Genomic DNA, 24,053 nt, shown 5'->3' on the forward strand with positions numbered 1-24,053 from the left:
AGGGAAAATATCTTCTGCGCAAAGTGCCGGCTGCGCTGATTTTCCGGTAACGTGCCTGAGGCTGAGTGATCGCGCTAAATGGTTACTTCGGCAACAACATATATAGTATTGCTATAAAATCCGCTTAACAAAGTACTTATCTCAAGAACCGCATTTTATTATTTTTAAGTTTTAGATATTCACCAAAACCGATTTCCATATTCGATACGGATTTATAAACGGACGGTCTCAAAGAGCTCAGTGCTCGCGGAAACGGTTGGTGATCGGGTAGCGACGGTCACGCCCAAAATTGCGCGAAGAAATCTTGACGCCTGGCGCCGCTTGCCGTCGTTTGTACTCGGAAATATAGAGGAGGTTCTCGACGCGTGTAACGGTATCGTGATCAAAGCCCTGCGCCACGATTTCGCTAATGGGCAACTCCTCCTCAACCAGACCTTGCAATATGGCATCAAGAACATCGTAAGGCGGCAGACTATCCTGATCAGTCTGGTTCTCACGTAGTTCGGCGCTCGGAGCTTTCGTCAAAATGTGCTCAGGAATCACGATGCCGCCCGGCCCTCTCCCACTTTTGGGCGTGTGAGAGTTGCGCCACCGCGCCAAGCGATAAACGTCCGTCTTGTAGAGGTCCTTTATGGGATTGAAGCCACCATTCATGTCGCCATAAAGCGTCGCGTAACCAACCGACATCTCGGATTTATTGCCGGTGGTTAAAACCATGCTGCCAAGCTTATTGGAAATCGCCATGAGAAGCGTGCCACGGACACGACTTTGAATATTTTCTTCCGTGATGTCCGGCGTACGGCCTGCAAATAATGGAGCCAGAGAGGCATTCATCGCCTCCACGGGTTCAACAACCGGCACAATGTCGTAACGTACCTCCAGGGCTGAAGCGCAGGCTTTGGCGTCTTCGAGGCTTGCCTTCGACGTATATCGATAAGGCAACATCACGCAGTGAACACGATCAGCGCCTAGCGCATCGACGGCAAGTGCCGCCACGAGTGCTGAATCAATGCCACCGGACATGCCCAGGACGACACCAGGGAACCGGTTTTTGTCCACGTAGTCGCGAAGGCCAAGCATGCAGGCCTGATAGGCTGCCGCATCTCTTTCGCTGAGGGTTGCAAATTCGCCCTTTGCGCAGACCCAACCGTCTTCGGTTTTCGACCATTCGGTCAGAGTGAGACTTTCTTCCCAACCCGGCAGTTGCGCCGCGAGGCTGTGGTCGGCGTTGATCACGAAGGAGGCGCCATCGAATACCAATTCGTCCTGGCCGCCCACCTGATTAAGATAAACCAGCGGAAGCTCGGTCTCCACCACCCTGGCCAAGACGACGTTTGTCCGCGCGTCGGGCTTATTCCAGTCGAACGGAGAACCATTGGGAACAATCAGTATTTCTGCGCCGCACTCTGAGAGACATTCCACAACGTCTTCGCGCCAAATGTCCTCACAGATCGGAACGCCGAGCCGCACTCCGCGGAAATTGATGGGGCCCGGCATGGGGCCCGGCTCAAACACGCGCTTTTCGTCAAAGACGCCGTAATTGGGAAGATCCACCTTGTAGCGAACGGCTACTACTTCACCGGCATCGATGAGTACGGCAGCATTGTAGACCTTGTCCCCGTCCGGCCATACCGTTCCCAGAAGGACGGCGGGACCATCTCCTAAGGACTTCGCCAGCGCTTCGACTGTCGAACGGCAAGCGGTCTGGAAGGATGGCCGGAGAACCAGATCTTCTGGTGGATATCCAGATATGAAGAGTTCTGGAAATACGACGAGATCCGCCTCCATAGCGGCGGCTTTCTCACGCGCCTCACGAACGCGCGCAACGTTGCCGGCAATGTCTCCGACGGTCGGGTTGAGCTGGGCGAGTGCGATCTTCATCGGAGAACCAGTTCATCACGCGATGTCGAAACAAGAAGCGGACCGCGTATCCAAACATGCGGCGCCATCTCAATGATGACGCCGCTTTTTCATGCGCACGAAGTCATGCGCGATTTTAGGCGCTGGCCGCGACGGGCACAGGCCCGCTCGCCCTCTTGCGGCGCATGCGCTCCGCGATGAGGAACGCCAGTTCCAACGATTGGTCCGCATTTAAACGCGGATCGCAATGCGTGTGATAGCGATCCGAGAGATCGGCCTCCGAGATCGCTGACGCACCGCCAGTGCACTCGGTGACATTCTGGCCGGTCATTTCGACATGGATGCCGCCCGCATGGGTGCCTTCACTGTCGTGTACTGCGAAGAATGCCTCGACCTCACGCAGGATGCGATCGAAGGGCCGCGTCTTATACCCACCGGCGGCGCCAATCGTGTTTCCGTGCATGGGATCGCATGACCAGACGACGACACGCCCTTCACGCTCGATCGCCCGGATGAGCTTGGGCAGATTAGCCTCGACCTTATCTGCTCCAAAACGGCAGATAAGCGTCATGCGACCCGGCTCATTTTTCGGATCCAGGACATCAAGAAGCTTGAGCAAGCCATCCGGCTCCATTGAGGGGCCGCACTTGAGACCAATCGGGTTCTTCACCCCGCGCGCGTATTCAACATGCGCATGATCTGGCTGACGCGTCCGGTCGCCAATCCAAATCATATGACCGGACGTCGCGTACCAATCGCCGCTTGTTGAATCGAGCCGTGTCAGACCCTGCTCGTAGCCTAGAAGCAAAGCCTCGTGGCTCGTGTAGAAGTTGGTCGTATGGAGCTGCGAAGTGTTGCTCGAATTGATGCCGCACGCACGCATGAAGGTCAGGCAATCGGAGATGCGATCGGCCATTTCCTGGTAGCGGTGGCCCTGCGGCGAATCCTTCACAAAGCCCATGTTCCACTGATGCACGCGCTCAAGGTCGGCGTAGCCGCCCTGTGCGAAGGCGCGGATCAGGTTAAGGGTCGCAGCTGCTTGCCGATAGGCCATAAGTTGACGGCGCGGATCCGGGATACGGGCTTCCGGCGTGAACTCCATGCCGTTGATGATGTCACCGCGATAGCTGGGCAGTTCCTCGCCGTCGCGCTTCTCGACGGGAGAAGATCGTGGCTTGGCAAATTGCCCTGCCAGACGGCCGACCTTCACCACCGGAATAGCTCCGGCATAGGTCAGCACGATCGCCATTTGCAGGAAGACCCTGAAAAAATCGCGAATGTTGTCGGCGCCATGCTCGGCAAAGCTCTCAGCACAATCGCCGCCCTGCAACAGGAAGCCGCGCCCAGCGGCTACTTCCGCCAGATTTTTTTTGAGCTCACGCGCTTCGCCCGCGAACACGAGCGGCGGGAACGTCGCAATCTGAGCTTCGACGTCTTTTAACGCTTCGGCGTCGGGGTAATCCGGCACCTGCTGGATTGGCTTCGCCCTCCAGCTATCGGGAGTCCATGTCGGTGCCATGGTGGTGTGCTCCTTCGTCATTAGCAACGCGGAAACCAGTCGGCGCGGCTAAAGCCCGCTCCGTCCGGCTTTGTCATCCGGCAACTGCCCTATCGTGTGATTGCCATCTGCATATGGCTTATAGGTAATTTGCCCGGCCGTGACCAGTCGGCAACATGTAGGTCGCCTTACTTCTGGAAACCAGTCTATCAGGGCCGCTTAAGCATCTCGACCTCAATCGTGATGCGTATTTCGTCCGAGACCAGAGGAATAGTACGCGAAATTCCCCATTCAGAGCGCAAAATTTGCGTTCTTGCCGAGAAGCCTGCGGCCTGGACATCCTTGTAAACGGGATTGACGTTCGCCAGCGGGTGTTCGCCCAGAAAGTTCCAAACAGCGCTCAGGGTCACCGGCTTCGTAATGCCGTTAATCGTCAAATCGCCTTCGATGTTCGCGCTCTTGGCGCTGGTCATCGCGACGCTGCGGCTGCGAAATGTGATATTTGGGTACTTGTTGACGTCGAAGAAGTCCGTGGTTTCTTTCAAATGCTTGTCGAGCGCGGGCACCCCGGTGGAGATGCTGGCCACCTTAATGGTTATATCGACACTGCTTTGCTCCGGCCGGTCGGGCGAGAACTCTACGCGACCAATCACGTCGTTGAAATTGGCGGATTGCCGAGAGATCCCCAAATGATCCCACGACGCCCGCACCTCAGTGTGATCGCGGTCGAGGACAAACGTCTCAGCCCTTGACTGCGTGACCGTGATCTGGAGCAAACTGGCTGCTGCTAGAAGCGCTAGAGCCAGATTTCGCAAACGCCCAACCATGCTTCGTCCTCGATTGCAGATCCTCTTGAAACCGGTTCCCGCTGTGGCTGTTGCCCCCGGCTGCCCACCTGTAACAGCTCGATCCTCATGGTGGAACATATCACATGCGCGCAGGCGCTATGCTGTGCCCTTTGAGGGTGTCTCCCCGAGCCGCGCTTTGGTTTCGGCCGCCCATTCGTCGAAACGACCCTCGCTGATCGCGTCGCGCATAGCTTGCATCAGCTCCTGATAGAACCAGGTGTTGGCCCATGAAATCAGCATCGCCCCGAGGTATTCGCCAGATTTGACCAAATGGTGGAGGTAAGCGCGAGAATAGTCGCGCGCTGCCGGGCAGCTGCTTTCAGGATCGAGTGGGGACGTGTCCTCAGCATGGCGGGCGTTGCGCAGATTGACACGACCGTTCCAGGTGAAGGCCAGCCCATGGCGACCATTGCGGGTCGGCATCACGCAATCGAACATATCGACACCACGGGCAACCGCCTCAATCAGGTCGAGCGGCGTGCCTACGCCCATCAAGTACCGTGGCTTTGCCTTGGGAAGGAACGGTAGCGTTGCCTCCAAAGTGCTCAACATGAGTTCATGACCTTCCCCAACAGCAAGGCCGCCAATGGCGTATCCCGGGAAATCCATGTCGACTAAAGCCTCAGCGGAAACCCGCCTCAGAGCCGCATCGGTGCCGCCCTGGACGATCGCAAACAAGGCCTGACCGTCACCGGCTAAACCGTTGTCTCGTGCCTCTTCGAATGCGGACTTCGATCGCTCCGCCCAGCGCAAGGACAGCTGCATCGCGCGCTCAACCTCGGACCGTTCGGCGGGAAGTTCGATACATTCGTCGAACTGCATCTGGATGTCTGAGCCAAGCAGGCACTGGATCTCGATTGAGCGTTCAGGGCTAAGCATGTGGCGAGCCCCATCGATATGGGACGAGAATTCCGCCCCGGCCTCCGTGATTTTTCGGATCGTCGCTAGGCTCATCACCTGGAAACCGCCTGAGTCAGTCAGGATCGGGCCTTCCCAGCGCATAAAGCTATGCAAGCCGCCGAGGCGGTGGATCCGCTCGGCGCCAGGACGCAGCATCAGGTGGTATGTGTTGCCGAGAATGATATCGGCGCCGGCAGCCTTGACCTGATCAGTGTAAAGCGCCTTCACGGTGGCGGTCGTCCCGACAGGCATGAATGCAGGTGTACGAATGACGCCGCGCGGCGTCAGGATCTCGCCACGTCTCGCAGCACCGCTTTGGGCCAAGAGGCGGAATTCAAATTTCGAAGTCGTATGTTGCATATCGCCGTTTCTTGCTCGAATACCGCCTGCCGCTTTTTACTTACTCTGCGCGGAACAACAGAGATGCATCCCCATAAGAGTAAAAGCGATAGCGCTCGGCCACCGCATGGGCATAGGCTTTTGTCATTGTGTCCGTCCCTGCGAGAGCACAGACCAGCATGAACAGGGTCGACTTTGGCAGGTGAAAGTTCGTTAAAAGAATATCGACGGCCTTGAAACGGTAGCCGGGTGTGATGAAGATGTCAGTGTCTCCGGAAAACGTCTGGATGATGCCGTGATCGTCTGCCGCGCTCTCCAAGAGGCGCAAGGCCGTCGTGCCGACCGCAACAATCCGGCCTCCGTTGCTTTTCACAGCATTAAGCGCCGCAGCGACCTCGGAGGACACCTCTCCCCATTCGGCATGCATGCGGTGGTCTTCGGTGTTCTCAACCTTTACCGGCAGGAACGTGCCCGCACCCACGTGAAGCGTGACGAATTGGGAGCACATGCCCTTATCGTAGAGGGCGGACAGAAGCTCTTGCGTGAAATGCAAACCGGCCGTGGGGGCGGCCACAGCACCCTCTCGGGTTGCATAGATCGTTTGGTAGTTCACGCGATCAGTATCATCCGCCGCGCGGCGGGCCGCGATATAAGGCGGAAGCGGCATCTGCCCAACCAGGGCAATGGCTGAATCCAAATCCGGCCCAGCCTGGTCGAAAGCAAGCGTTACTTCCCCCCCTTCGCCCTTAGCCTTCACCGTTGCCTCCAAAGGTGTGGCATCGGTTTCTCCCGCGGACTTCACGAAGCGGATGCGGTCCCCGTCCGCCAAACGCTTCGCTGGACGTGCGAATGCCCGCCAGTGCCGTTCGTCAACACGGGCATGGAGGTTGAAGTGCACTTCTGATACTTGATCCCCACGTATACGCTGACCGAGCAACGCTGCAGGAACGACACGAGTATCGTTAAAGACGAGGCAGTCTCCCGGCCGCAGAAGACTGGGCAGGTCGCAGAACATACGGTCGGCGGGCGGCTCGCCCGGCTTCACAACCAACAGCCGGGACGCGTCGCGCGGCGACAGCGGTCGGAGGGCTATGAGGTCTTCGGGTAGCTCGAAATCGAAGAGGTCAGTGCGCATGGGGCAACCCTCTGGCGATCCTGACCGGCTTCGTCAACAGGTATGATGCCGCGTAGCTTCAGCCCGCCGGGCGCGCTATGCGCCTGATTTTTTTGAAATGTACAACCACACGCCCGCCCGAACGATGCTATAGGGGCGGGCTAATTCGAATTGCTGAACAGAGCCTATGGACGACAAGACCGCCACCGATGAGCTTAAACCCGCCGCAGATGCGCCAGCCCAGGGCAAGCCTGGGAAGCTGGCGCACGAGATTTCGCGGCGGCGCACCTTCGCGATCATCGCGCACCCTGACGCCGGTAAAACAACGCTGACCGAAAAGTTGCTGTTGTTCGGCGGCGCCATTCAGCTTGCGGGGCAGGTTAAGGCGAAGAAGGACAAACGCAACACGCGGTCCGATTGGATGGCGATCGAGCGTTCGCGCGGCATCTCGGTCGTGACTTCGGTGATGACGTTCGAATATCAGGATACCGTCTTCAATCTGCTCGACACACCCGGCCACGAGGACTTCTCCGACCATACGTATCGCACTCTGACGGCCGTTGACTCAGCGATCATGGTGATCGACGCGGCACGCGGTATCGAATCTCGGACGTTGAAGCTATTCGAGATCTGCCGACTCCGTGACATCCCCATCATCACCTTCATCAACAAACTGGACCGCGAAGCGCAGGAGCCGCTCGAACTGCTCGATGAGATCGAGAAGACGCTGGCGCTCGATACCGCGCCGATGGTCTGGCCGATTGGCAAAGGCCGCCGCTTCCGTGGCACCTATGACCTCGCGACACCTCGTATTCGCTACATCGATCAGGACCCGGCGGGACAGCCCGTGTCCGGCCCGGACGATCCGATTATCGATACGCTAATGGAGCCGGAGGAAGTTGGTCCCTGGCGCGAAGAAGTGTCCCTCGTGCAAGACGCCTGCGGCAGCTTCGATCTCAAGGCGTTCCGCGAGGGGACGTTGACGCCGGTATACTTCGGCAGCGCCCTGCGCAATTTCGGCGTCCGCGATCTCCTTGACGCGTTGGTGTCCTACGCCCCGCCGCCGCGCAATCAGAAGGCCGCAACGCGAACCGTTGAAGCTGCCGAGGACCGGATGACCGGGATCATTTTCAAGATCCAGGCGAACATGGACCCGAACCACCGGGACCGCATGGCGTTCATGCGGGTTTGCTCGGGGCGGCTCACGCGCGGCATGAAGGTCAAGCTGGTTCGCACCGGCAAGACGATGGCACTCAGCGCGCCGCAGTTTTTCTTCGCTCAAGACCGATCGCTAGCGGAGGAAGCCTACGCGGGCGATGTCGTCGGCGTGCCCAACCGCGGTGTGCTGCGGATCGGGGACGCGTTGACGGAAGGCGAAGACATCACCTTCCTCGGCATCCCCAGCTTTGCCCCGGAAATCCTGCGCCGTATTCACCTCAATGACGCGATCCGTGCGAAGAAGCTCAAAGACGCGTTGCGGGAGATGGCGGAAGAAGGTGTCGTCCAGCTCTTCAACCCGGTGGATGGCTCGCAGCCCGTCGTCGGCGTGATCGGGGCTCTGCAGCTGGACGTTCTTGGTGACCGTTTGACGGAAGAGTACGGCCTCCCGATCGCGTTTGAGGCTGCGCCTTGCGACACGGTCCGCTGGTTTTCGTCGGACGATGCCGCCGCACTCAAGAAATTCCTCGAACGCTATCGGTCCACGATCGCGCAGGATCTGGACGGCGACTACGTTTATTTAGCGCCGTCCATTTATAACCTGTCGTCCACGCAGGAGCGTCATCCCGAGATCAAATTCGCGAACGTGAAATCGGTCAACGTGGGCTAACTCGCGGCACCGTAACGCTGCTGCAACGAGTGTGTTAGTCCTGTGGTTCGCAGAATGTAATCCGGTTGCTGAAGGGGTCTGTAACCGTGAGTTCCCGGCCCCATGGCTGGGTCTCGATGGCGGGCTTCATATACCGGTAGTCCTTGGCATTGAGTTCAGCATGCAGGGCCTCGATGCCGGATATATTGACGAAGGCCCGTGCGCCGGGGCTGGCGTCACCGGCATGTTCGCTCAAGTGAAGCGTCAAGCCGCTGCGAGAGACCTGCGCATAGAGCGGAAAATTGTTTCCGAAGCGATGTTCCCAATCGGCGGTGAAGCCGAGAAAGTCCCTGTAGAACTCGAAGGCTTTTTCGACGGAGAATATTCGGAAAATTGGAATGGCAGACCGGATCGCTACCGCTTCGCCTCGTCCGCCGTCATTCTTCTCGGCCTCTATCTTCGCAGCCAGAATATTCCAGTTCGCGAGGCCAAATTGGCGGGCGACGATCTCCAGGGCTGTGCTGTGTGAAATTTCCAGGTCCCGGGTGGCAACCTCTTCGCGCAGAGCCTTCGCCATTACCTTGGCGTCTTGAAACGTACGCACGTCATTATCCTTCCGTTTGCGACGAACAGGACTTGTCAGTGCCCGCATTGCTGACCCGTTCGCCATCAAACGCCTTCCGGCAGGGATATGACGGTGGTCTCGTGGACGCATTCACCTTGAGCGCGTGAAGCGCCGCGGGCGGCCGGCTGCGTCTGGCCGACCGCGAGGATAGCCGAGTGTTCTCCCAGCGATCAAGCTGCGCGCCCCCTTGGCTCTCAGCGGCAAGGGCGGGCTCTGTTGTGCGAACCCACCCTTACCCTAGGTTCAGTTCAGCTTGATGCTACCGAATACCCGCACGCTTGCGCCTGGAAGTAGAACATTTTCGCGACGCTTGAAGGAAGCGTGGTTGAGCACCTCATCGTCGGCAAGGTTCTCGCCTTTCACACCGATCGTCACTGTTTTGCCAAAGCCGCTATTCACGTCGAGTTCCGCCGTGTAGCTCAGTTCGGCGGACACTAACGTGTAGCCCGGTGTTGCTATTTCTCCGTCTGCAAACTGGTTCTGGTCGAAGGCGTGCAGAACACCGGCGCGCGCGAACCAATTTGCATCCTGATAGTAGAGGCCACCACCGAGGCGGTGCGGAGGGATGCGCGGAACGTTTTCGCCATTGGAGAAACGCGCCCGAACGAAGTCATACTGCCCATCGATACCCCACACGCCGTTCCAGATGGGCGCAACATCGTATTGGCCGGCAATTTCCGCACCAGTGAATGTCGCATCCCGCTGCTTAAAGAACATCAGGTCAAAAGCGTGGTCATGACCATGACCGCCGCCATGCCCTGCAGGATCGCAGTGGAAGTGTCCGGCGTGCGGCTCGGGATCACATTCGAGCCCCGTGTCCTGCCGGTAGATGAAGCCGTTGTAGCGGGTGTGATAGACGGAGGCGTCGAACCGAAAGGCACCCGTCGCCTTCTTCAACCCAGCTTCGATTGTTGTCGCCTTTTCGACGTCAAGGAAGGGGTTGCCGACTTCGAAGGTTCCCGTCGCTTCGTGCATGCCTTTGGAGAACAGTTCTGCAGCATCCGGGGCACGTTCGACGTATTGCCCCGTGAGGCGTGCGACCGTCGCGAAGGGAAGTTCGTAGAGTATGCCCAGTGCGCCACTTACGGGCGTGAAGCTGCGCTCTCCCGCGAAGGTGTGGGTATGGTACCCATGCCCCTCTTCCTCGAATTCTTCCCAGCCCGTGCCATCGACCTTCGTACCTTCAATGCGCGCGGCGGCCTGCAACCGAAGGCGGTTCGTGACGTCGAACTCCTCAAACCAGAACGCGGCAAGACTTTTGGTGTGAGCGGGTTCAAGGAGGGATTCCCCTTCGAAGCTTTGACCACGCGTTTTTCGGTTGCCCCAATGCACGCCGATGGCACCGCTCATCCGTCCCAGCACGGTGCCGACGGGCACATGCTGAATTTCGACGCGAGCCTCCTGCTCCTTATTGGTGAAGAGTGAGCCGACCTCGTACTCGGACTCATGATCGGGATCGTGGATGGCCAATTCTTCGTGCGCGTAATCCGACGCGCCGAACCAAAACCGAATGGCCTCGATCGCGCTGTCGCGCACGCGCCATTCTCCCTTGGCCTGAAATCTATCCTGGGTGAGATCGATACGCGGGTTGACGCCTTCTTCTGCTTCCTCTCCGGGAATGCCATAAAAGCTATTAATCCGCGCGAAGGATACGCCGACGAAACCATCTGACCAGACGTAAGATGTGCCAGCTGCGAGCCCCTCGCTATCGACGAAAGTGTTAGCCTGACGACCGTTGGGCGTGTCGTAGTCATCGGTTTTACGCTTGAAGCCATCGGCATGGATGACAATACCGTTGGCACCAGCTGTGGCCTTGAATGCGCCATCGCGTCCTTCGTCGACGGACGTCAGACCGCCCCTGATCTCGCCACTGAACCCATTGCGCGGCATGAAGGTGGGGATGCGTTCGTTTTCTACTGAGACAACGCCGCCGATAGCTTGGCTTCCATAGCGCAGAGTCGCCGGGCCACGCACGACTTCGACGCGGTCCGCCGCGAACGGATCGATGGGGACCGCGTGGTCCTCCGATATGGCGGCGACGTCATGCGCGCCGATACCATTTTCCTGCACCCGGACGCGATAGCTGTCGAGGCCGCGGATGATGGGTCGGCTGGCACCGGCAGCAAAGTTGGTGGCGCTTATGCCGGGCTTGGTCTGCAGCGTATCGGCGATGGTTGCGCCTTGCTGGGCGATAATCTCGCGCTCGGTAGCTACGGTCACTGGAACAAATGCGTCTTCGACAACGACCAATGTTCCCGGAGTCGTAACAAAAGGCTGTGGGGTGGCAGGCACTGGAGGTGCTGCTCCCGGTGAGCTTAATGACGATTGTGTAGATGTGGGCTTCTTCGGATTTTTCTTTACCGGACTTGGCGTCGTGACAACGACGGCTGGGAGTTCAACGACATCACCTGTCGGTGCTTCCTGAGCTTGGGATGAGGAAATGGACGTAGAAGATAACAACGCTGCAGCCGCCGTCAGAACACGGCATGGCTTTAGGGTCGGCGCGCGTTTCATGGAACTGCCCCCTGATACATGGCATTCGAATTTTTGGATTTGTCGGACGCGCCAAAGCGCCTTACCTGGCAGGAAGGCGGGCGCAGCCGTTGCTGGTCCGGGACGCCAGATGCGCGCCGCGCGGACTAACTCACGAGGGTAGGAGGTGCGCGCGCGTGGAAGCCATGCGGGATGGGAAAGGTCGGGAGTGCTGTCGTCTGTGACGGCCTCGCGATATGCTGTAGAGGTCGCCGCAACGCGATGACCGGAAAGGCCGGTAACGTGAGGGCACCTGCAAGCGCCTTGGTCCAGCACGTCGGGCAGTCGGGGTGATCGGCGGGGTGGTGATCGCTAGGATTATGCGCCCCCGTTGAGGGGCCCTCGTCATGTGCGTGCTCTAAGTGATTTGCGGTGTGCAGCTTATCGAAGCCGGCAACGCCAAGGGCACCATTGCTCGCATTGTGAAGGTGCACGTGGCCAGCCGCCCAGGTGAGCTGCACCGCCAGAGCGAGCACTCCCCAGATAAATAGCCAACGTTGTTTGCGCAGCACTTTCACGCCGTATCCCCCAACATAGTTTGTGATATTATCCGTTAGCTCCCGCATGACAACGGAATTCTCCGCGCACGGCGTGTGTCCAGAGATGGAATGCCTTCGCGCATCCGCTTATTTTGGGGCTTTTGGAGACTGGAAGAGGCGGCAACCGATACCCACTTATGTTCAGCGGCGTGGCCGACGGGTCACAAAATCTCGAGGTTTGCAGATCACATCAGAGTTGCACGCGTCCTGCGAGGCTGCGGCGTTTTCGCGCTGCGCGTGGAGCCGGCGGATTCCCTCAAATCACACAAGTCTGATTGCCGCCCCGCGCGGGTTCGGCTAACTGGTTGGCATGGCAAAACAACGTAAGACCGGGGGCGCTCTGACGCCTCAGCCTATGGCTGGCGTCATTCACGTGCGTGGCGCGCGTGAGCACAACCTGAAGAACGTCGACCTCACGATCCCGCGCGACTCTCTCGTCGTGTTTACGGGACTATCCGGCTCGGGCAAATCGTCTCTCGCGTTCGACACCATCTACGCGGAAGGCCAACGCCGTTACGTCGAAAGCCTGTCAGCCTATGCGCGCCAGTTTTTGCAGATGATGCAGAAACCCGACGTCGATCACATTGATGGTCTGTCTCCCGCCATCTCGATTGAGCAAAAGACGACTTCGAAGAACCCGCGCTCGACTGTCGGCACCGTAACCGAGATCTACGACTATCTGCGTTTGCTGTTTGCGCGGGTGGGTGTCCCGCATTCTCCGGCGACGGGCTTACCCATTGAGAGCCAGACGGTCAGCCAGATGGTGGACCGGGTGTTGGCGCTAGAGGCAGGGACCCGTCTTTATCTGCTGGCGCCGATCGTGCGCGGGCGAAAAGGCGAATACCGCAAAGAGCTCGCCGAACTTCAGAAGAAGGGCTTCCAGCGGGTCAAGATCGACGGGACTTTCTATGAGATCCCGGACGCGCCCGCTCTCGACAAGAAATACAAACACGACATCGACGTCGTCGTGGATCGCGTGGTCGTGCGGCCCGATATGGCGTCGCGGCTCGCGGACAGTTTTGAAACCGCGCTCGATCTTGCTGATGGCATCGCGATTGCGGAATTTGCCGATAAACCTCTCTCAGCTGAAAAATCCGGTGGTGCGGAAGGCAAGGCCGCAGGTAAGGACAAGGACACCGGCATCCTTCGTAATAAGAACGAAACGCACGAACGCGTTGTCTTCTCCGCACGCTTTGCTTGTCCCGTGTCCGGTTTCACGATTGACGAGATCGAGCCACGTTTGTTTTCGTTCAACGCGCCTGCGGGTGCTTGTCCCGTGTGTGATGGTCTCGGTACGGAACTGCAATTCGAGCCTGACCTCGTTGTGCCTGACGCAACGCTTTCTCTGGCCGATGGCGCTGTCTACCCATGGGCCAAGACAGGCGCGACGTCACCTTATTACGAGCAAACGCTGGATGCTCTCGCCAAGCACTACGGGGTGTCGATGCGCACACCGTGGGAGCGGCTGCCTAAGCACGTACAGCTAGCCATCCTCTTCGGCTCTGGCGAAGAGGAAATCGCGTTCATCTACGAAGACGGGGTCCGGCGCTACAAAACCGAGAAACCATTTGAGGGCGTCATCGGCAATATCGAGCGGCGCTGGCGGGAGACGGAGTCCGATTGGGTTCGCGAAGAGCTGTCGCGGTATCAAGGCGCGCATCCGTGCGAAGCCTGCGGCGGGTATCGTCTCAAGCCGCAAGCCCTAGCGGTCAAGATCGCTGGACTGCACATCGGTGAGACCGTCGAGATGTCCGTGAAGGCTGCGGATGAGTGGTTCTCGACGCTGCCCGAAAAGCTGACAAAGAAGCAAAACGAAATCGCCGGACGCATTCTCAAGGAGATCACCGAGCGGTTGCGTTTTCTCAATGACGTCGGTCTCGAATATCTCACGCTGTCTCGTAATTCCGGAACTCTATCGGGCGGTGAGAGCCAGCGTATCCGGCTCGCGAGCCAAATTGGTTCCGGACTTACGGGCGTGCTTTATGTCCTCGACGAACCGTCGATCGGCTTGCATCAACGCGATAACGACCGGCTTTTGGTGACGCTGAAACATCTGCGCGATCTGGGCAATACGGTGCTCGTGGTTGAGCATGACGAGGATGCCATCCTCAGCGCCGACCATGTCGTTGATATGGGTCCCGGAGCCGGCGTGCATGGCGGCGAGATCGTTGCACAAGGCACGCCGGATGAAATCAAGGCTTCAAAATCCAGCCTAACCGGCCAGTATCTGACTGGGGTGCGTAACGTCCCCGTACCTTCGGTGAGGCGTCAGCCGCAAAAGGGACGGACGCTTTCCGTCGTCGGTGCGCGTTCCAACAATCTGCAGAACGTCACGGCAGAAATTCCGCTCGGCCTGTTTGTGTGCATCACGGGCGTTTCGGGTGGCGGCAAGTCCACCCTCCTGATCGATACGATTTACAAGGCCGTTGCCCGACGCCTCAACGGCGCGCGAGACAACCCTGGTGAACATGACCGTATCGTTGGCCTCGAACATCTCGACAAGGTGATCGACATCGATCAGTCACCGATTGGGCGGACACCAAGATCGAACCCGGCGACGTATACGGGCGCATTCACACCCATCCGCGAATGGTACGCCAATTTGCCGGAGGCCAAGGCCCGCGGGTACGCGCCTGGCCGCTTTTCCTTCAACGTGAAGGGCGGACGCTGCGAAGCGTGCCAGGGCGACGGCGTTATCAAAATCGAGATGCACTTCCTTCCGGACGTCTACGTCACGTGCGACCAGTGCAACGGCAAGCGCTATAATCGAGAAACGCTTGAAGTGCGCTTCCGCGATAAATCGATTGCCGACGTTCTCGACATGACCGTCGAAGAGGGTGCCGAGTTCTTCAAGGCGGTGCCGTCAATCCGCGACAAGCTCGAGACGCTGACCCGCGTTGGATTGGGCTACATCAGGGTCGGTCAACAGGCGACGACACTATCCGGCGGCGAAGCCCAACGCGTTAAACTCGCCAAGGAACTTTCCAAGCGTGCCACGGGTCGAACGCTTTATATCCTCGACGAGCCTACAACCGGGCTGCATTTCCACGACGTCGCCAAGCTTTTGGAAGTTCTCCATGAACTCGTTGACGCCGGCAACACCGTCGCCGTCATCGAGCACAATCTGGAGGTGATCAAGACTGCGGACTGGATCATCGACCTCGGCCCGGAAGGTGGCGACGGGGGCGGGCGTATCGTCGTAACCGGGACTCCGGAAGTTGTAGCGGCGGAAGATGCGAGTTACACAGGAAGATATCTGAAGGATCTTCTGCAGCGGCGCGGCAAGACACCAGCCAAACCGCCGGATAGCGACGCAAAAAAGCCCGCTCCGAAGCGCAAGACTTCTTCCGGGAGACGGACAAGGCGGCAGGCAGCCGAGTGAGGCGTCAGTGCGTAGATGAGCGAGCATCGGAAAATCACCACGATCGATGCCGCTGGCGAACTTCTCGACTGGTCCATACGCGTTCTGCTCGACTACCATTCTCCTCTGCCGTCGATCGCGCTCGCGACAGCGGCCGATAATATTCTCGCTCACATTGTCCGCGCCAAAGAGGGACATCTTTCCTTAAAGGAAGCGTTGGCGCTCGAACGCCATTCGCATCCGCGCGAAAATCCGGAGCCGATGGACACGCTGCGGGATCTCATACGCTATGGGCAACGCGACGACTGGCTTATGGCTGGGCGTGATCTTGAAACCGAAGCCATCGAACTGATCGTCCGTGGCATCATAGACTTGCATGGCCTTGGCGGCACAGTCTCCTACGAAGCCGAACGTTTCCGTCATTGGGTGCTGCAGGCCCGGCCCGAACTTCGTGAGGATGAAGGCTGATCCGGGCTTTACCGTCCGTTTAACTTGCGTCCGGCAAAGAGACGCTTAGCAAGATCGCATTATCCATTGATTCTTATGGACAAAGCTTTTCCATCAGATCACTTCTCAATTTAATAAATCCTCAGAACCCGACATCGTAATCACTTCAGCGTTGTACCCGAGTTGGAGATTAATGATGCGGAAGTTCGCCTGCGCCTATGTCGCGCTCGTCACTTTGGGTTGCGGCGTTTCAGATGCGGCAGAACAGGTTGTCGCGAACGTTGCACCCGGTAGCGGTCTGTCCATTTCAGAGGACCCACCTGCTCCCTCGGGCAAGTCTTCCGCCGAGAGTAATGCGGTTACGGCGGTCATTACTCCGCCAGCGCCAAAGCCAGCGGATATCAAGCCGCTGCCCCCAAGCCTCAAGGTGGCCATCAACCTTTCAAGACAGCGCATGACCGTATCCTCGCATGGCGAAGTCATCCATAGCTGGCCGATCTCGTCGGGCCGCGAAGGCTACCGGACGCCGACGGGCACCTATAAGCCGCAATGGATGACGCGCATGCACTACTCCAAGAAGTATGACAACGCGCCGATGCCGCATTCGGTCTTCTTCCATCACGGCTACGCAATCCACGCGACCTATGCCACGGGCGCTCTTGGCCGCCCGGCTTCCCATGGCTGCATCCGTTTGGCGCCATCGCATGCAAAGACATTTTACAAACTCGTTGAGAAACACGGAAAAGCCCGCACGCGCATCTCGCTAAGTGGCGTTGCCCCGGCCTCTGTCGCGAAACGGCCGAGCACCACGCGGCAGGCTAAATCGACATGGAGTTCTGCCAGTCCCTCCGCCTCAGCCGGCAGGCAGGCACGGCGTTCCGCGTCGCGGCAAGTCTACCGCGCGCCGTCTCAGGGCTACGTTTGGCCCGGCGATCCGACGCCGCGTTACTACAAACCGCGCTACGGCTCCCGAACCTATTCCTACGGGTACTAGAGGGCGATCAGAACGGGTTCCACGTCGGTTCAGACGTAAAGCGGACGTAGCCGACATTGGCGCCGACGCGGAGACCTAAACCGGTTCGGATCGGCGCCATGATCGTCGGTCCGCCCTTCAGTAGGGTGACGCCAACGCCGCCGACCAAATAGGCCGAGCCATCAACGCCGATGTACCTGCGGAACAACTTTGACGGATCGTGCATGTTGTAGATGAGGAACATGGTCCGCGAGGACTCTGCGCCGAAGTCATAGCCGAGCGAGGGACCGTGCCAGTGCACCGTCTGAGTTCCGCCCGTTCGCAGATAAAGCATTCCCTTGCCGTAGCGTAGTCCGGCGAGCAGAGCGCCCCCGCCCTCGGTTCCCAGAACGTAGGCTGTCGGACGCCCCCAGTTCCGGAACGTGTGCTCGATAACTGCTGCCAAGTTCGCAGAGATAGACCCGAAAAAACCACGGCTCGCATCGCGAATTTCTTCAATCGTGTAACCATCATCCGGATTTTCGAAGGCATCCGGTGGAAGTCCCGCCGGCGGCAAATTTTCTTGCGTGTATCCGGGTACACTTGCGTCCGGTCGGCGTTCCAGAAACGCGGTGTCCGGCACACGCGACGTGTCCCCGGCGGACGAGTGGGACGGATCGGATTGCGTTGTCGTGTTCCAGGGCGCCGGTGCCGCGTGCTCCTGCATCTTCGGCGCCGGCGCTTTTTCAGCAGTCCGCTGTTGCGGAGCAGCCCTCGGAGCTGGCTCCTGAGATGGTGCGATCAAAGGCGTACCCGTTTCGCCGCCTGCGACCAGTGGGGCGGAGGGTTTGGCTTTGGCGGGGTTCAACTCCCCATCAATCTTACCCAAAATGTATTTCGACTTTGCCTTCATGACCGCGAGCAATTCCAAGCTCGTGGCCTTTAGTTCGTTGAGCTTGCTACAGTCGGGGGCGACGTTTTCGTCGGTGCTACCAAGTTCATCGACCTTGGCAAGGAGATCGTTGGCTTTCTGATCGAGGCCCGCGATGCGCGCGTCATGCAGATAGTCCATCGCCATCTGCTCGTAGGCGGCATCCGTCCACCCTTTGCGAGCTTTGAGTTGGCGCAGCTTGGCCGACAGTTCCGGCGCGGCAGAGCTATTGTAGGACCGCATCGCCGCACCCGCCTCATCAACCGCTGAGGCGAAATCGTCTCTCGTGCATGTATTGGCGGAGCTCGCGCTCGGCACGATGCACACGAGCGCGAAGATAACGGTGGCGAGCCCGCCGCATACGCCACGCAGCAACTTCTTCATTGCCGTCAACTCTCCCATCCGCGCTCATTATAACGCCGACTTGTACTTAAAAGCGGCGCGGGTCGTCTTGCGCGTTTATTCCCAAGCGACCCCAAAACGCAGTGGAGGGGCCGTCAGTTGCCTGTAATTGTCCGGACCACGCTCGACACCGGGCGGCTCGATGCGGTGGGTCCGGCAAATTCCTTAGCGATCTCCGTATCATACTGTTCCAGCGACACCACTCGATCCTTCGCCGTCAAGTGAACGACGCGATAGCCCTTTTCCTTGAGCTTTTTCAAAAGCTCCGGCATCGCCTTTGCCGTCGACTTCTGGAAATCATGCATCAAGATGATGCCCTTGCCCTGCTTCTCGAGCTTATCGAGAACCGCCTTGATCACGCCCTCGGGCTTACGGTGCTTGAAATCGAACGAATCCAGATCCATCGAAAAAATGGCGATGTTACGCTCAGCTAGGTAGCTGACCATTTCCTTCGGGTCTTGAAGAAACGGGAAACGGAAGAAGGGGGACGGGGCGTCGCCCAGTGCGAACTTCGTTGCGCTTATCCCTTTTTCGATTTCAGCTTTCCCGGCATCCCCCTTCATTTTCCCTTTGGAGAGATTTGCGTGTGACCAAGTATGGGTCCCGATGGTGTGGCCTGCCGCCGCAACTTTTTTCAGGATTTCCGGATGCCAGACGGCGTGTTTTCCGATGATGAAAAATGTTGCTTTGGTGCAATGGCTGGCCAGAGCGTCGAGAACCGCCGGCGTGGTATTTGGCCATGGTCCGTCGTCAAATGTCAGGACGACTTCACCTGGTTCAAGAAAGTCGTAGATCTTATATTGAGCAAAGCCAAACCCCGGCCCTCCCTGGGTGTCTATTTCGACCGTACGTGAAACGCCAAGCGCTTGGTCATTCCCGGGGCACTGCTCGGCCGAGACTGGAGCAGAAATCGCCAAAGTGGCGGCCATGGAAATTACGGCGGATATGAAAATCTGTCTCACGTCTGGCTCCCAAAATATCGTGGCCGGATAAAATGCTGCCACGTCCCGTGGGGGATAATGCGCCGCGCGACCTAGCGAATTCAAGATGCCCCATGATGGCATACACAGCCAGCGCACTCTTAGTGTTGCAGCAATGCCGTCTATCGCATGCAAGGCGTTGAAAATTTAGGTGGCACCTGTTTCCCACGGAACAGAATGTCGATTGCTGCATTCTTAAGTTCACAGTGGCGAGCGCGTTAGCCCATCGTAACGTTTTGACGAACGGATCGCTGAGCTGGGTACTCGCCGACGCTCCACTTGTTCCCCAGAGCCTGACTGCCCCGAGACCGCGCGTTTCGGGGCATTTTTCGTTTTTTCGCAGTTTTGTACCCAGCCGCGATCTTCGCGCCGGAACATGCGCAACTGCCAGAGCGTTAGGAGATCAAATTCGGGAAACTTGACATCGGAATTTTGAGGGAGAAGCGATCATGGCTCGCATCGTTGGACTCATTGCGAGCAGTCCTGTTGCTCTTGCTACCATTCTTACCGTCTTTTCAACGTCCTCCGCGTCGGCCTGCTTCCGTCACACGTTCGACAAGTGTGCCTCTCAAGAAGCGCAGATCTATAGGCTGAGTTTGGATCGCAAGACTGGCAAAACCGAAATCGAAGAAGTGGTCGACGCACCTCTACCGCGTATGGCTCCGGAACGTTTCCAACAGGTCGTCGACAACGTGAAGACCAAGGACGCGGAAGAAAACAGCAAGGGAAGAAAAACGGCTCCGATTACAGAGGGTTGGGACGCGAAAGTTACCCCGACGAAACCGCGAAAAAAGCCTGTCGCCACCGTGTTTGCGCAGTCTGAGGCCGTAAAGCACACGGTTCGCTAAAGCCTTCCCGATTGGCCGAGGCTACCGGCGTCAGGTCTAGTTGCCGAACAGTAGTTGAAAAAATGATTTCGGCTTCTTGGCCTTTCGGGCTCGACTCGCTGAGCGCGAACGGTGGGACGGGTCAGACGCCCACGGGCCTTCGTTCCAAGGTGCCCAATACGGATCCGAAGACTCGTCACGGTCTTGCTGTCGATAACGAGAAACGGTCGGCTCCTGTCTCACTTGACGCAGCGTGAATTCGTCGGTCACACCATCAACGCTTGCGATCGTCACGCGGCCATTCTCTCCCCACGTCCAGTTGGAGACTTCCTTGCCTTGCCGATGTGGTTCGATAGCCACCACACTATTGGACTTCAAATCGATAATAGCGGCTAATTCGACTTCTTCCGGCTTCTCGCGGCCCTCAATCACGCCGCCATGATAGGTCAGCACACCAATATCGCGGAACGGTGCGTCCTTGAGCTCCCACGACAAAATTCGCGGTTGACCTTCTCCGAGTGGCTCGAGCGGCACCCGGATGTTGGGGTGATTGTCGCTCACAGCGTAAAAACGGCCACTGTTGGTGATCACCTGCCAGCCGAACCCACCAAGTCCTTTAACTGGGGTGTCACTTGCCGAAGCGAGCACAAAACCCAAACGTTGGAGAGAATCGGCCGCGCGTTTGAAGTCAGGTTTGATCGCCAGAGCGCGTCGCAAATGCTCGATAGCTTTCTCTGACCTGCCCTGCGCTTCTTCTGATTCTGCCAATGCCCAGAGGACTTCGGGGTTGTCCTTTTCCAACGCCGCCGCGGCGTCGAGATCACGTTGGGCGATGTCGGGTTGGCCGTTCCGAACATAGGCAAATCCGCGATACGCAAATGCCGTAGCGGAACGCGGATTGAGGCGGATAGCCTCATTAAGATCCGCAAATGCGGCATCGAACGCTTCGGCCATTGTATTCGCCAGCCCACGCGCCTCATACCCGATCGTATCGGAGGGCGCCAACTCGATGACGCGTGTGAAATCCGTGACAGCAGCCGGTGCGTCGCCAATCGCCAGATAGGAATGACCGCGCAATAGATAAGCCTCGGGGTTCGCCACATCGAACGCGATGGCCCGGGAAAGGTCTTCTATGGCTTCGTTGTAGTGGGCAACCTCAATTTTGGCTTCGGCGCGGTTGCGATAGCCTGTCGCGAATCGCGCGTCCGCACCGACGGCCCGCGAAAAGTCGCGGATTGCAGCGTGGGGGCGGTCTTGAGACAGATACGCTTTGCCGCGTCCGGCCAGGGGCGCCGGGCTCGATGGCATCAACTTGATCGCTCGCGTGTAATCGCGGATCGCATCATCGGCGTGACCGAGACGCGACTGGGCTCCGGCACGATTGTTATAGGCCGCAGCATAGCCTGGCGCCAAAGCGATGGCGCGATTGAAATCTTTCAATGCTTCGCCGTGGAGCCCAAGCGCCATCAGAAGATTGCCGCGGTTATTGTAGACCGCTGCATATTCGGGAAATAGGACAACGGCTTTGTTGTAGTCTTCAATCGCCTCGCGTGTCTTACCAAGACGAACATAGGCGACCGCTCGATCGTTCAGCAGAGTTGCCCGCCGGTCGTCGGGAATGTTCTCTTCAGCAAGAATTGCTGTGTAGTGATCAACGGCAGCAACCGAATCGCCACGAGAGAGCGCGATCGCCGCGTCGCGGGCGCGTAATTCGCTTATTTCCGAACGCGCCGGCAAAGCTGAAAACAAGACCGCCACAGCTGCAGATACGACTGCAGCTGTTATCGCCCGCGTCGTCGCGGCCCTTTTTTCAACTGACCTATCGGTATCCGACATTGTCATAAATCGCGGGGTGCTCATCCAGATGGTCACACGTCTGACGAACCGAATGCGTCACGTTGGTTAAGTCGCGACGCGTCTTCAACTTATACAGCTAACACGTCCCGCCCGTCGATGTGTGACCGAGCTGCGGCAATCAGCATGTGCGTTTCGCTTCATAACACGTACCGCTCCAGCACTTTCGGTAGAACCTCCGGTAAATCTTCTGAGATCAGTCCGGGTCCGAACATATTGGCGCATTCGCCGTGGAGCCAAACGGCGGCACACGCAGCCTCGAACGCGGGCATGTGTTGCGCCAGAAGACCGGTCACGAATCCCGCCAACACATCGCCGGAGCCTGCTGTCGCCAACCACGGAGGCGCGTTTTCATTGATCGCAGCGCGTCCATCAGGCGCCGCAACGACGGTATCAGGTCCTTTGAGGATGATCAGCGCGCCGCTCAATACGGCTGCGCGGCGCGCGCGCTCTAGCTTGGAGACAACAGTCTGCGCCTTGTCAAAGAGGCGCGTAAACTCGCCTTCGTGCGGCGTCATGACGGTTGCCAAGCCGGGCCGACGTCGCCGGATCTGGTCGAAAAAGGCTACACGAAGATTAGAAAACGAAGTCAATGCGTCGGCATCGAGCACGACGCTCGCCTGCGACACGAGCGCAAGCTCCACAGTGCGCCTCGTTTGCTCCGAGACGCTCGCGCCGGGTCCAATCAGCACGGCATTGCGGCGGGTATCTGCCAGAACATCCGCGAAGCCGTCGGGAAACTCCGTTGGAATCAGCATAACGGACGTTAGATGCGCGGCATTGACGGCAATCGCGTCAGGCGGGCTCGCGACAGTGACGAGCCCTGCGCCGATGCGGAGCGCGCCCCGCGCGCCCAGGCGCGCTGCCCCGGTTGCATGCGCCTGCCCCGAAACGACGACGGCGTGTCCGCGAGAATATTTGTGTCCGCCCGGTTTCGGCCGCGGAAAAACGTGCGCCCAGAGATCGGGAGCGTTGGCAAACGCCTGGGGTTTAATCTCCTCCAGAACGTCGCTTGGAGTTCCGATGTCTGCGACGCTTGTCTCCCCGCAAAGGCTACGACCCGGCTCAAGCAAATGGCCGGGCTTACGGCGAAAAAACGTTACGGTTTCCGTTGCCTGGACCGTGCCCTCGAAAGCGCGTCCTGATCCGCCATCGAGGCCAGTGGGAACGTCTACGGCGACGACGGGTAGAGTGACGGAATTCATCGCGCCGGTCACCTCGGCGACTTCTTGTGTTAGGGGTCGGGCGAGACCGGAACCGAAGATCGCGTCTATAACGAGCCCAGCTCCTTCGAGAATCTGAGGCCCCCAGGGTTCGACATTTCCCTCCCAGCGCTGCGCCATCACTGCCGCGTCGCCGTGCAGGCGATCCCTGCTCCCCAACAACGCCACGCGCACCTCATAGCCGCGCTCGCGCAGCAAACGCGCGGCTACAAACCCATCTCCGCCGTTGTTCCCAGGTCCGCAGAAAACGCCGATCGGTGCGCCTGCGGCCAGCCGCTCTGCAGCGTCCGCCACCGCCCGACCTGCTTTTTCCATCAGGGCCGTTCCTGGCACTCCGCGTTCGATGGCAAGCCGATCCGCCTCCGCCATTTCGGAGTTGGTCAGTAATTCGAGGCCTTGGTGCATTGAGAACCAGCTCCTTTTGTGGTGGATCTTCTCGTCAGATATTTCAATCCGATCGTTTTTTGAGCAGAACGGCTAATTATTGTGCAATCAAATAACGGCATTCTGCTCTAAATTTCGCCGCTCCGTCGTTACGCGATTGTTTTCTAATGACTTTATATGTCACTCACGAACTGGCATGCCGCGTGCTAACCAAGGCGGGTCTACCGTCCGCGTTCACGCTGACAGGCAGATGAAGGGAAGTCCGAGGAAATCATGAAAAAGATCGAAGCCATTATCAAACCGTTCAAGCTCGACGAAGTGAAGGAAGCTTTGCAGGAAATCGGCCTGCAGGGCATCACGGTAATCGAGGCCAAGGGCTTCGGACGGCAGAAGGGCCACACCGAGCTCTACAGAGGTGCCGAATACGTCGTCGACTTCCTTCCTAAAGTGAAGGTGGAAGTTGTGCTTGCTGACGAGATGCTGGACAAAGCGGTGGAAGCCATCCAGAAAGCCGCGAAAACTGGCCGCATCGGCGACGGGAAGATTTTTGTTTCCGCGATCGAGGAAGCTATACGCATTCGTACCGGCGAGACCGGCGCGGAAGCCATTTAGTAGCGCCTCGAGGTGCCC

At 58.4% G+C, this 24,053-nt stretch carries 18 protein-coding genes; 6 read left to right on the forward strand and 12 right to left on the reverse strand.

Annotation, left to right across the window (positions count from 1 at the left end; genetic code table 11):
* Positions 1-237: 237 nt before the first annotated feature.
* The 5 genes from K5845_RS08525 to queA form a co-directional block, all read right to left on the reverse strand.
* The gene (locus K5845_RS08525) at positions 238-1,881 is read right to left on the reverse strand and encodes an NAD+ synthase (RefSeq protein ID WP_090229117.1); all 1,644 of its coding nucleotides are present in this window, start codon (positions 1,879-1,881) and stop codon (positions 238-240) included.
* Between the two features lie 115 nt (positions 1,882-1,996).
* Positions 1,997-3,379, reverse strand: a complete 1,383-nt coding sequence (locus K5845_RS08530; protein ID WP_046478870.1) for a class II 3-deoxy-7-phosphoheptulonate synthase — start codon at positions 3,377-3,379, stop codon at positions 1,997-1,999.
* A gap of 188 nt (positions 3,380-3,567) precedes the next feature.
* The gene (locus tag K5845_RS08535) at positions 3,568-4,185 is read right to left on the reverse strand and encodes a YceI family protein (RefSeq protein WP_046478871.1); all 618 of its coding nucleotides are present in this window, start codon (positions 4,183-4,185) and stop codon (positions 3,568-3,570) included.
* 117 nt (positions 4,186-4,302) lie between these two features.
* The gene (gene tgt / locus K5845_RS08540; RefSeq protein ID WP_287958789.1) at positions 4,303-5,466 is read right to left on the reverse strand and encodes a tRNA guanosine(34) transglycosylase Tgt; all 1,164 of its coding nucleotides are present in this window, start codon (positions 5,464-5,466) and stop codon (positions 4,303-4,305) included.
* Positions 5,467-5,506: 40 nt separating this feature from the next.
* Positions 5,507-6,580 carry a tRNA preQ1(34) S-adenosylmethionine ribosyltransferase-isomerase QueA gene (gene queA / locus K5845_RS08545; RefSeq protein WP_090229112.1) on the reverse strand — a complete coding sequence of 358 codons (1,074 nt, stop codon included), beginning with the start codon at positions 6,578-6,580 and terminating at the stop codon, positions 5,507-5,509.
* A 166-nt stretch (positions 6,581-6,746) separates the two neighbouring features.
* Between queA and K5845_RS08550 the strand changes: the two genes are divergently transcribed.
* Positions 6,747-8,387 (forward strand): peptide chain release factor 3, encoded by a 1,641-nt coding sequence (locus K5845_RS08550; protein ID WP_082101133.1) that lies wholly within the window; start codon positions 6,747-6,749, stop codon positions 8,385-8,387.
* A gap of 34 nt (positions 8,388-8,421) precedes the next feature.
* Here K5845_RS08550 and K5845_RS08555 read toward each other — a convergent pair whose 3' ends face one another.
* From K5845_RS08555 to K5845_RS08565, 3 genes are all read right to left on the reverse strand, one after another.
* Positions 8,422-8,970, reverse strand: coding sequence for a glyoxalase superfamily protein (locus tag K5845_RS08555; protein ID WP_046480563.1), 549 nt, complete (start codon positions 8,968-8,970; stop codon positions 8,422-8,424).
* 264 nt (positions 8,971-9,234) lie between these two features.
* Complete coding sequence (locus K5845_RS08560) at positions 9,235-11,505, reverse strand: TonB-dependent receptor (RefSeq protein ID WP_046478875.1); 2,271 nt, start codon at positions 11,503-11,505, stop codon at positions 9,235-9,237.
* A 125-nt stretch (positions 11,506-11,630) separates the two neighbouring features.
* Complete coding sequence (locus K5845_RS08565) at positions 11,631-12,089, reverse strand: DUF2946 family protein (RefSeq protein ID WP_287958790.1); 459 nt, start codon at positions 12,087-12,089, stop codon at positions 11,631-11,633.
* 283 nt (positions 12,090-12,372) lie between these two features.
* On the opposite strand from K5845_RS08565, the gene uvrA reads away from it, so the two are divergent.
* The 3 genes from uvrA to K5845_RS08580 all read left to right on the forward strand — a co-directional run bounded on the left by uvrA (position 12,373) and on the right by K5845_RS08580 (position 16,864).
* Complete coding sequence (uvrA, locus tag K5845_RS08570; protein ID WP_170832467.1) at positions 12,373-15,444, forward strand: excinuclease ABC subunit UvrA; 3,072 nt, start codon at positions 12,373-12,375, stop codon at positions 15,442-15,444.
* A gap of 15 nt (positions 15,445-15,459) precedes the next feature.
* Positions 15,460-15,891, forward strand: a complete 432-nt coding sequence (locus tag K5845_RS08575; RefSeq protein ID WP_287958791.1) for a hypothetical protein — start codon at positions 15,460-15,462, stop codon at positions 15,889-15,891.
* Between the two features lie 172 nt (positions 15,892-16,063).
* Positions 16,064-16,864 carry a L,D-transpeptidase gene (locus K5845_RS08580; protein WP_244464930.1) on the forward strand — a complete coding sequence of 267 codons (801 nt, stop codon included), beginning with the start codon at positions 16,064-16,066 and terminating at the stop codon, positions 16,862-16,864.
* 7 nt (positions 16,865-16,871) lie between these two features.
* Here the strand turns inward: K5845_RS08580 and K5845_RS08585 are convergent, their stop codons facing one another.
* Positions 16,872-18,137, reverse strand: coding sequence for a DUF1134 domain-containing protein (locus K5845_RS08585; RefSeq protein WP_287958792.1), 1,266 nt, complete (start codon positions 18,135-18,137; stop codon positions 16,872-16,874).
* Between the two features lie 113 nt (positions 18,138-18,250).
* Entirely contained in the window at positions 18,251-19,084 is an 834-nt protein-coding gene (locus K5845_RS08590) for a polysaccharide deacetylase family protein (RefSeq protein ID WP_052743925.1), read from the reverse strand.
* Positions 19,085-19,584: 500 nt separating this feature from the next.
* Between K5845_RS08590 and K5845_RS08595 the strand changes: the two genes are divergently transcribed.
* Positions 19,585-19,983 carry a hypothetical protein gene (locus K5845_RS08595; protein WP_046478885.1) on the forward strand — a complete coding sequence of 133 codons (399 nt, stop codon included), beginning with the start codon at positions 19,585-19,587 and terminating at the stop codon, positions 19,981-19,983.
* A 36-nt stretch (positions 19,984-20,019) separates the two neighbouring features.
* Here the strand turns inward: K5845_RS08595 and K5845_RS08600 are convergent, their stop codons facing one another.
* Positions 20,020-21,798, reverse strand: a complete 1,779-nt coding sequence (locus K5845_RS08600; protein ID WP_287958793.1) for a tetratricopeptide repeat protein — start codon at positions 21,796-21,798, stop codon at positions 20,020-20,022.
* 158 nt (positions 21,799-21,956) lie between these two features.
* Positions 21,957-23,444 (reverse strand): bifunctional ADP-dependent NAD(P)H-hydrate dehydratase/NAD(P)H-hydrate epimerase, encoded by a 1,488-nt coding sequence (locus tag K5845_RS08605; protein WP_046478889.1) that lies wholly within the window; start codon positions 23,442-23,444, stop codon positions 21,957-21,959.
* 252 nt (positions 23,445-23,696) lie between these two features.
* Here K5845_RS08605 and K5845_RS08610 point away from each other — a divergent pair, with 252 nt between their 5' ends.
* Entirely contained in the window at positions 23,697-24,035 is a 339-nt protein-coding gene (locus K5845_RS08610; protein WP_046478891.1) for a P-II family nitrogen regulator, read from the forward strand.
* Positions 24,036-24,053: the final 18 nt, after the last annotated feature.

The organism is Filomicrobium sp. (assembly GCF_025698805.1).
Lineage (GTDB): Bacteria > Pseudomonadota > Alphaproteobacteria > Rhizobiales > Hyphomicrobiaceae > Filomicrobium > Filomicrobium insigne.

Bases quoted from the DNA above. Each gene is read 5' to 3' on its own strand.
- K5845_RS08525 (WP_090229117.1), bottom strand. From the start codon at position 1,881: ATGAAGATCGCACTCGCCCAGCTCAACCCGACCGTCGGAGACATTGCC.
- K5845_RS08530 (WP_046478870.1), bottom strand. From the start codon at position 3,379: ATGGCACCGACATGGACTCCCGATAGCTGGAGGGCGAAGCCAATCCAG.
- K5845_RS08535 (WP_046478871.1), bottom strand. From the start codon at position 4,185: ATGGTTGGGCGTTTGCGAAATCTGGCTCTAGCGCTTCTAGCAGCAGCC.
- tgt (WP_287958789.1), bottom strand. From the start codon at position 5,466: ATGCAACATACGACTTCGAAATTTGAATTCCGCCTCTTGGCCCAAAGC.
- queA (WP_090229112.1), bottom strand. From the start codon at position 6,580: ATGCGCACTGACCTCTTCGATTTCGAGCTACCCGAAGACCTCATAGCC.
- K5845_RS08550 (WP_082101133.1), top strand. From the start codon at position 6,747: ATGGACGACAAGACCGCCACCGATGAGCTTAAACCCGCCGCAGATGCG.
- K5845_RS08560 (WP_046478875.1), bottom strand. From the start codon at position 11,505: ATGAAACGCGCGCCGACCCTAAAGCCATGCCGTGTTCTGACGGCGGCT.
- K5845_RS08565 (WP_287958790.1), bottom strand. From the start codon at position 12,089: ATGCGGGAGCTAACGGATAATATCACAAACTATGTTGGGGGATACGGC.
- uvrA (WP_170832467.1), top strand. From the start codon at position 12,373: ATGGCAAAACAACGTAAGACCGGGGGCGCTCTGACGCCTCAGCCTATG.
- K5845_RS08575 (WP_287958791.1), top strand. From the start codon at position 15,460: ATGAGCGAGCATCGGAAAATCACCACGATCGATGCCGCTGGCGAACTT.
- K5845_RS08580 (WP_244464930.1), top strand. From the start codon at position 16,064: ATGATGCGGAAGTTCGCCTGCGCCTATGTCGCGCTCGTCACTTTGGGT.
- K5845_RS08585 (WP_287958792.1), bottom strand. From the start codon at position 18,137: ATGAAGAAGTTGCTGCGTGGCGTATGCGGCGGGCTCGCCACCGTTATC.
- K5845_RS08590 (WP_052743925.1), bottom strand. From the start codon at position 19,084: ATGGCCGCCACTTTGGCGATTTCTGCTCCAGTCTCGGCCGAGCAGTGC.
- K5845_RS08595 (WP_046478885.1), top strand. From the start codon at position 19,585: ATGGCTCGCATCGTTGGACTCATTGCGAGCAGTCCTGTTGCTCTTGCT.
- K5845_RS08600 (WP_287958793.1), bottom strand. From the start codon at position 21,798: ATGTCGGATACCGATAGGTCAGTTGAAAAAAGGGCCGCGACGACGCGG.
- K5845_RS08605 (WP_046478889.1), bottom strand. From the start codon at position 23,444: ATGCACCAAGGCCTCGAATTACTGACCAACTCCGAAATGGCGGAGGCG.
- K5845_RS08610 (WP_046478891.1), top strand. From the start codon at position 23,697: ATGAAAAAGATCGAAGCCATTATCAAACCGTTCAAGCTCGACGAAGTG.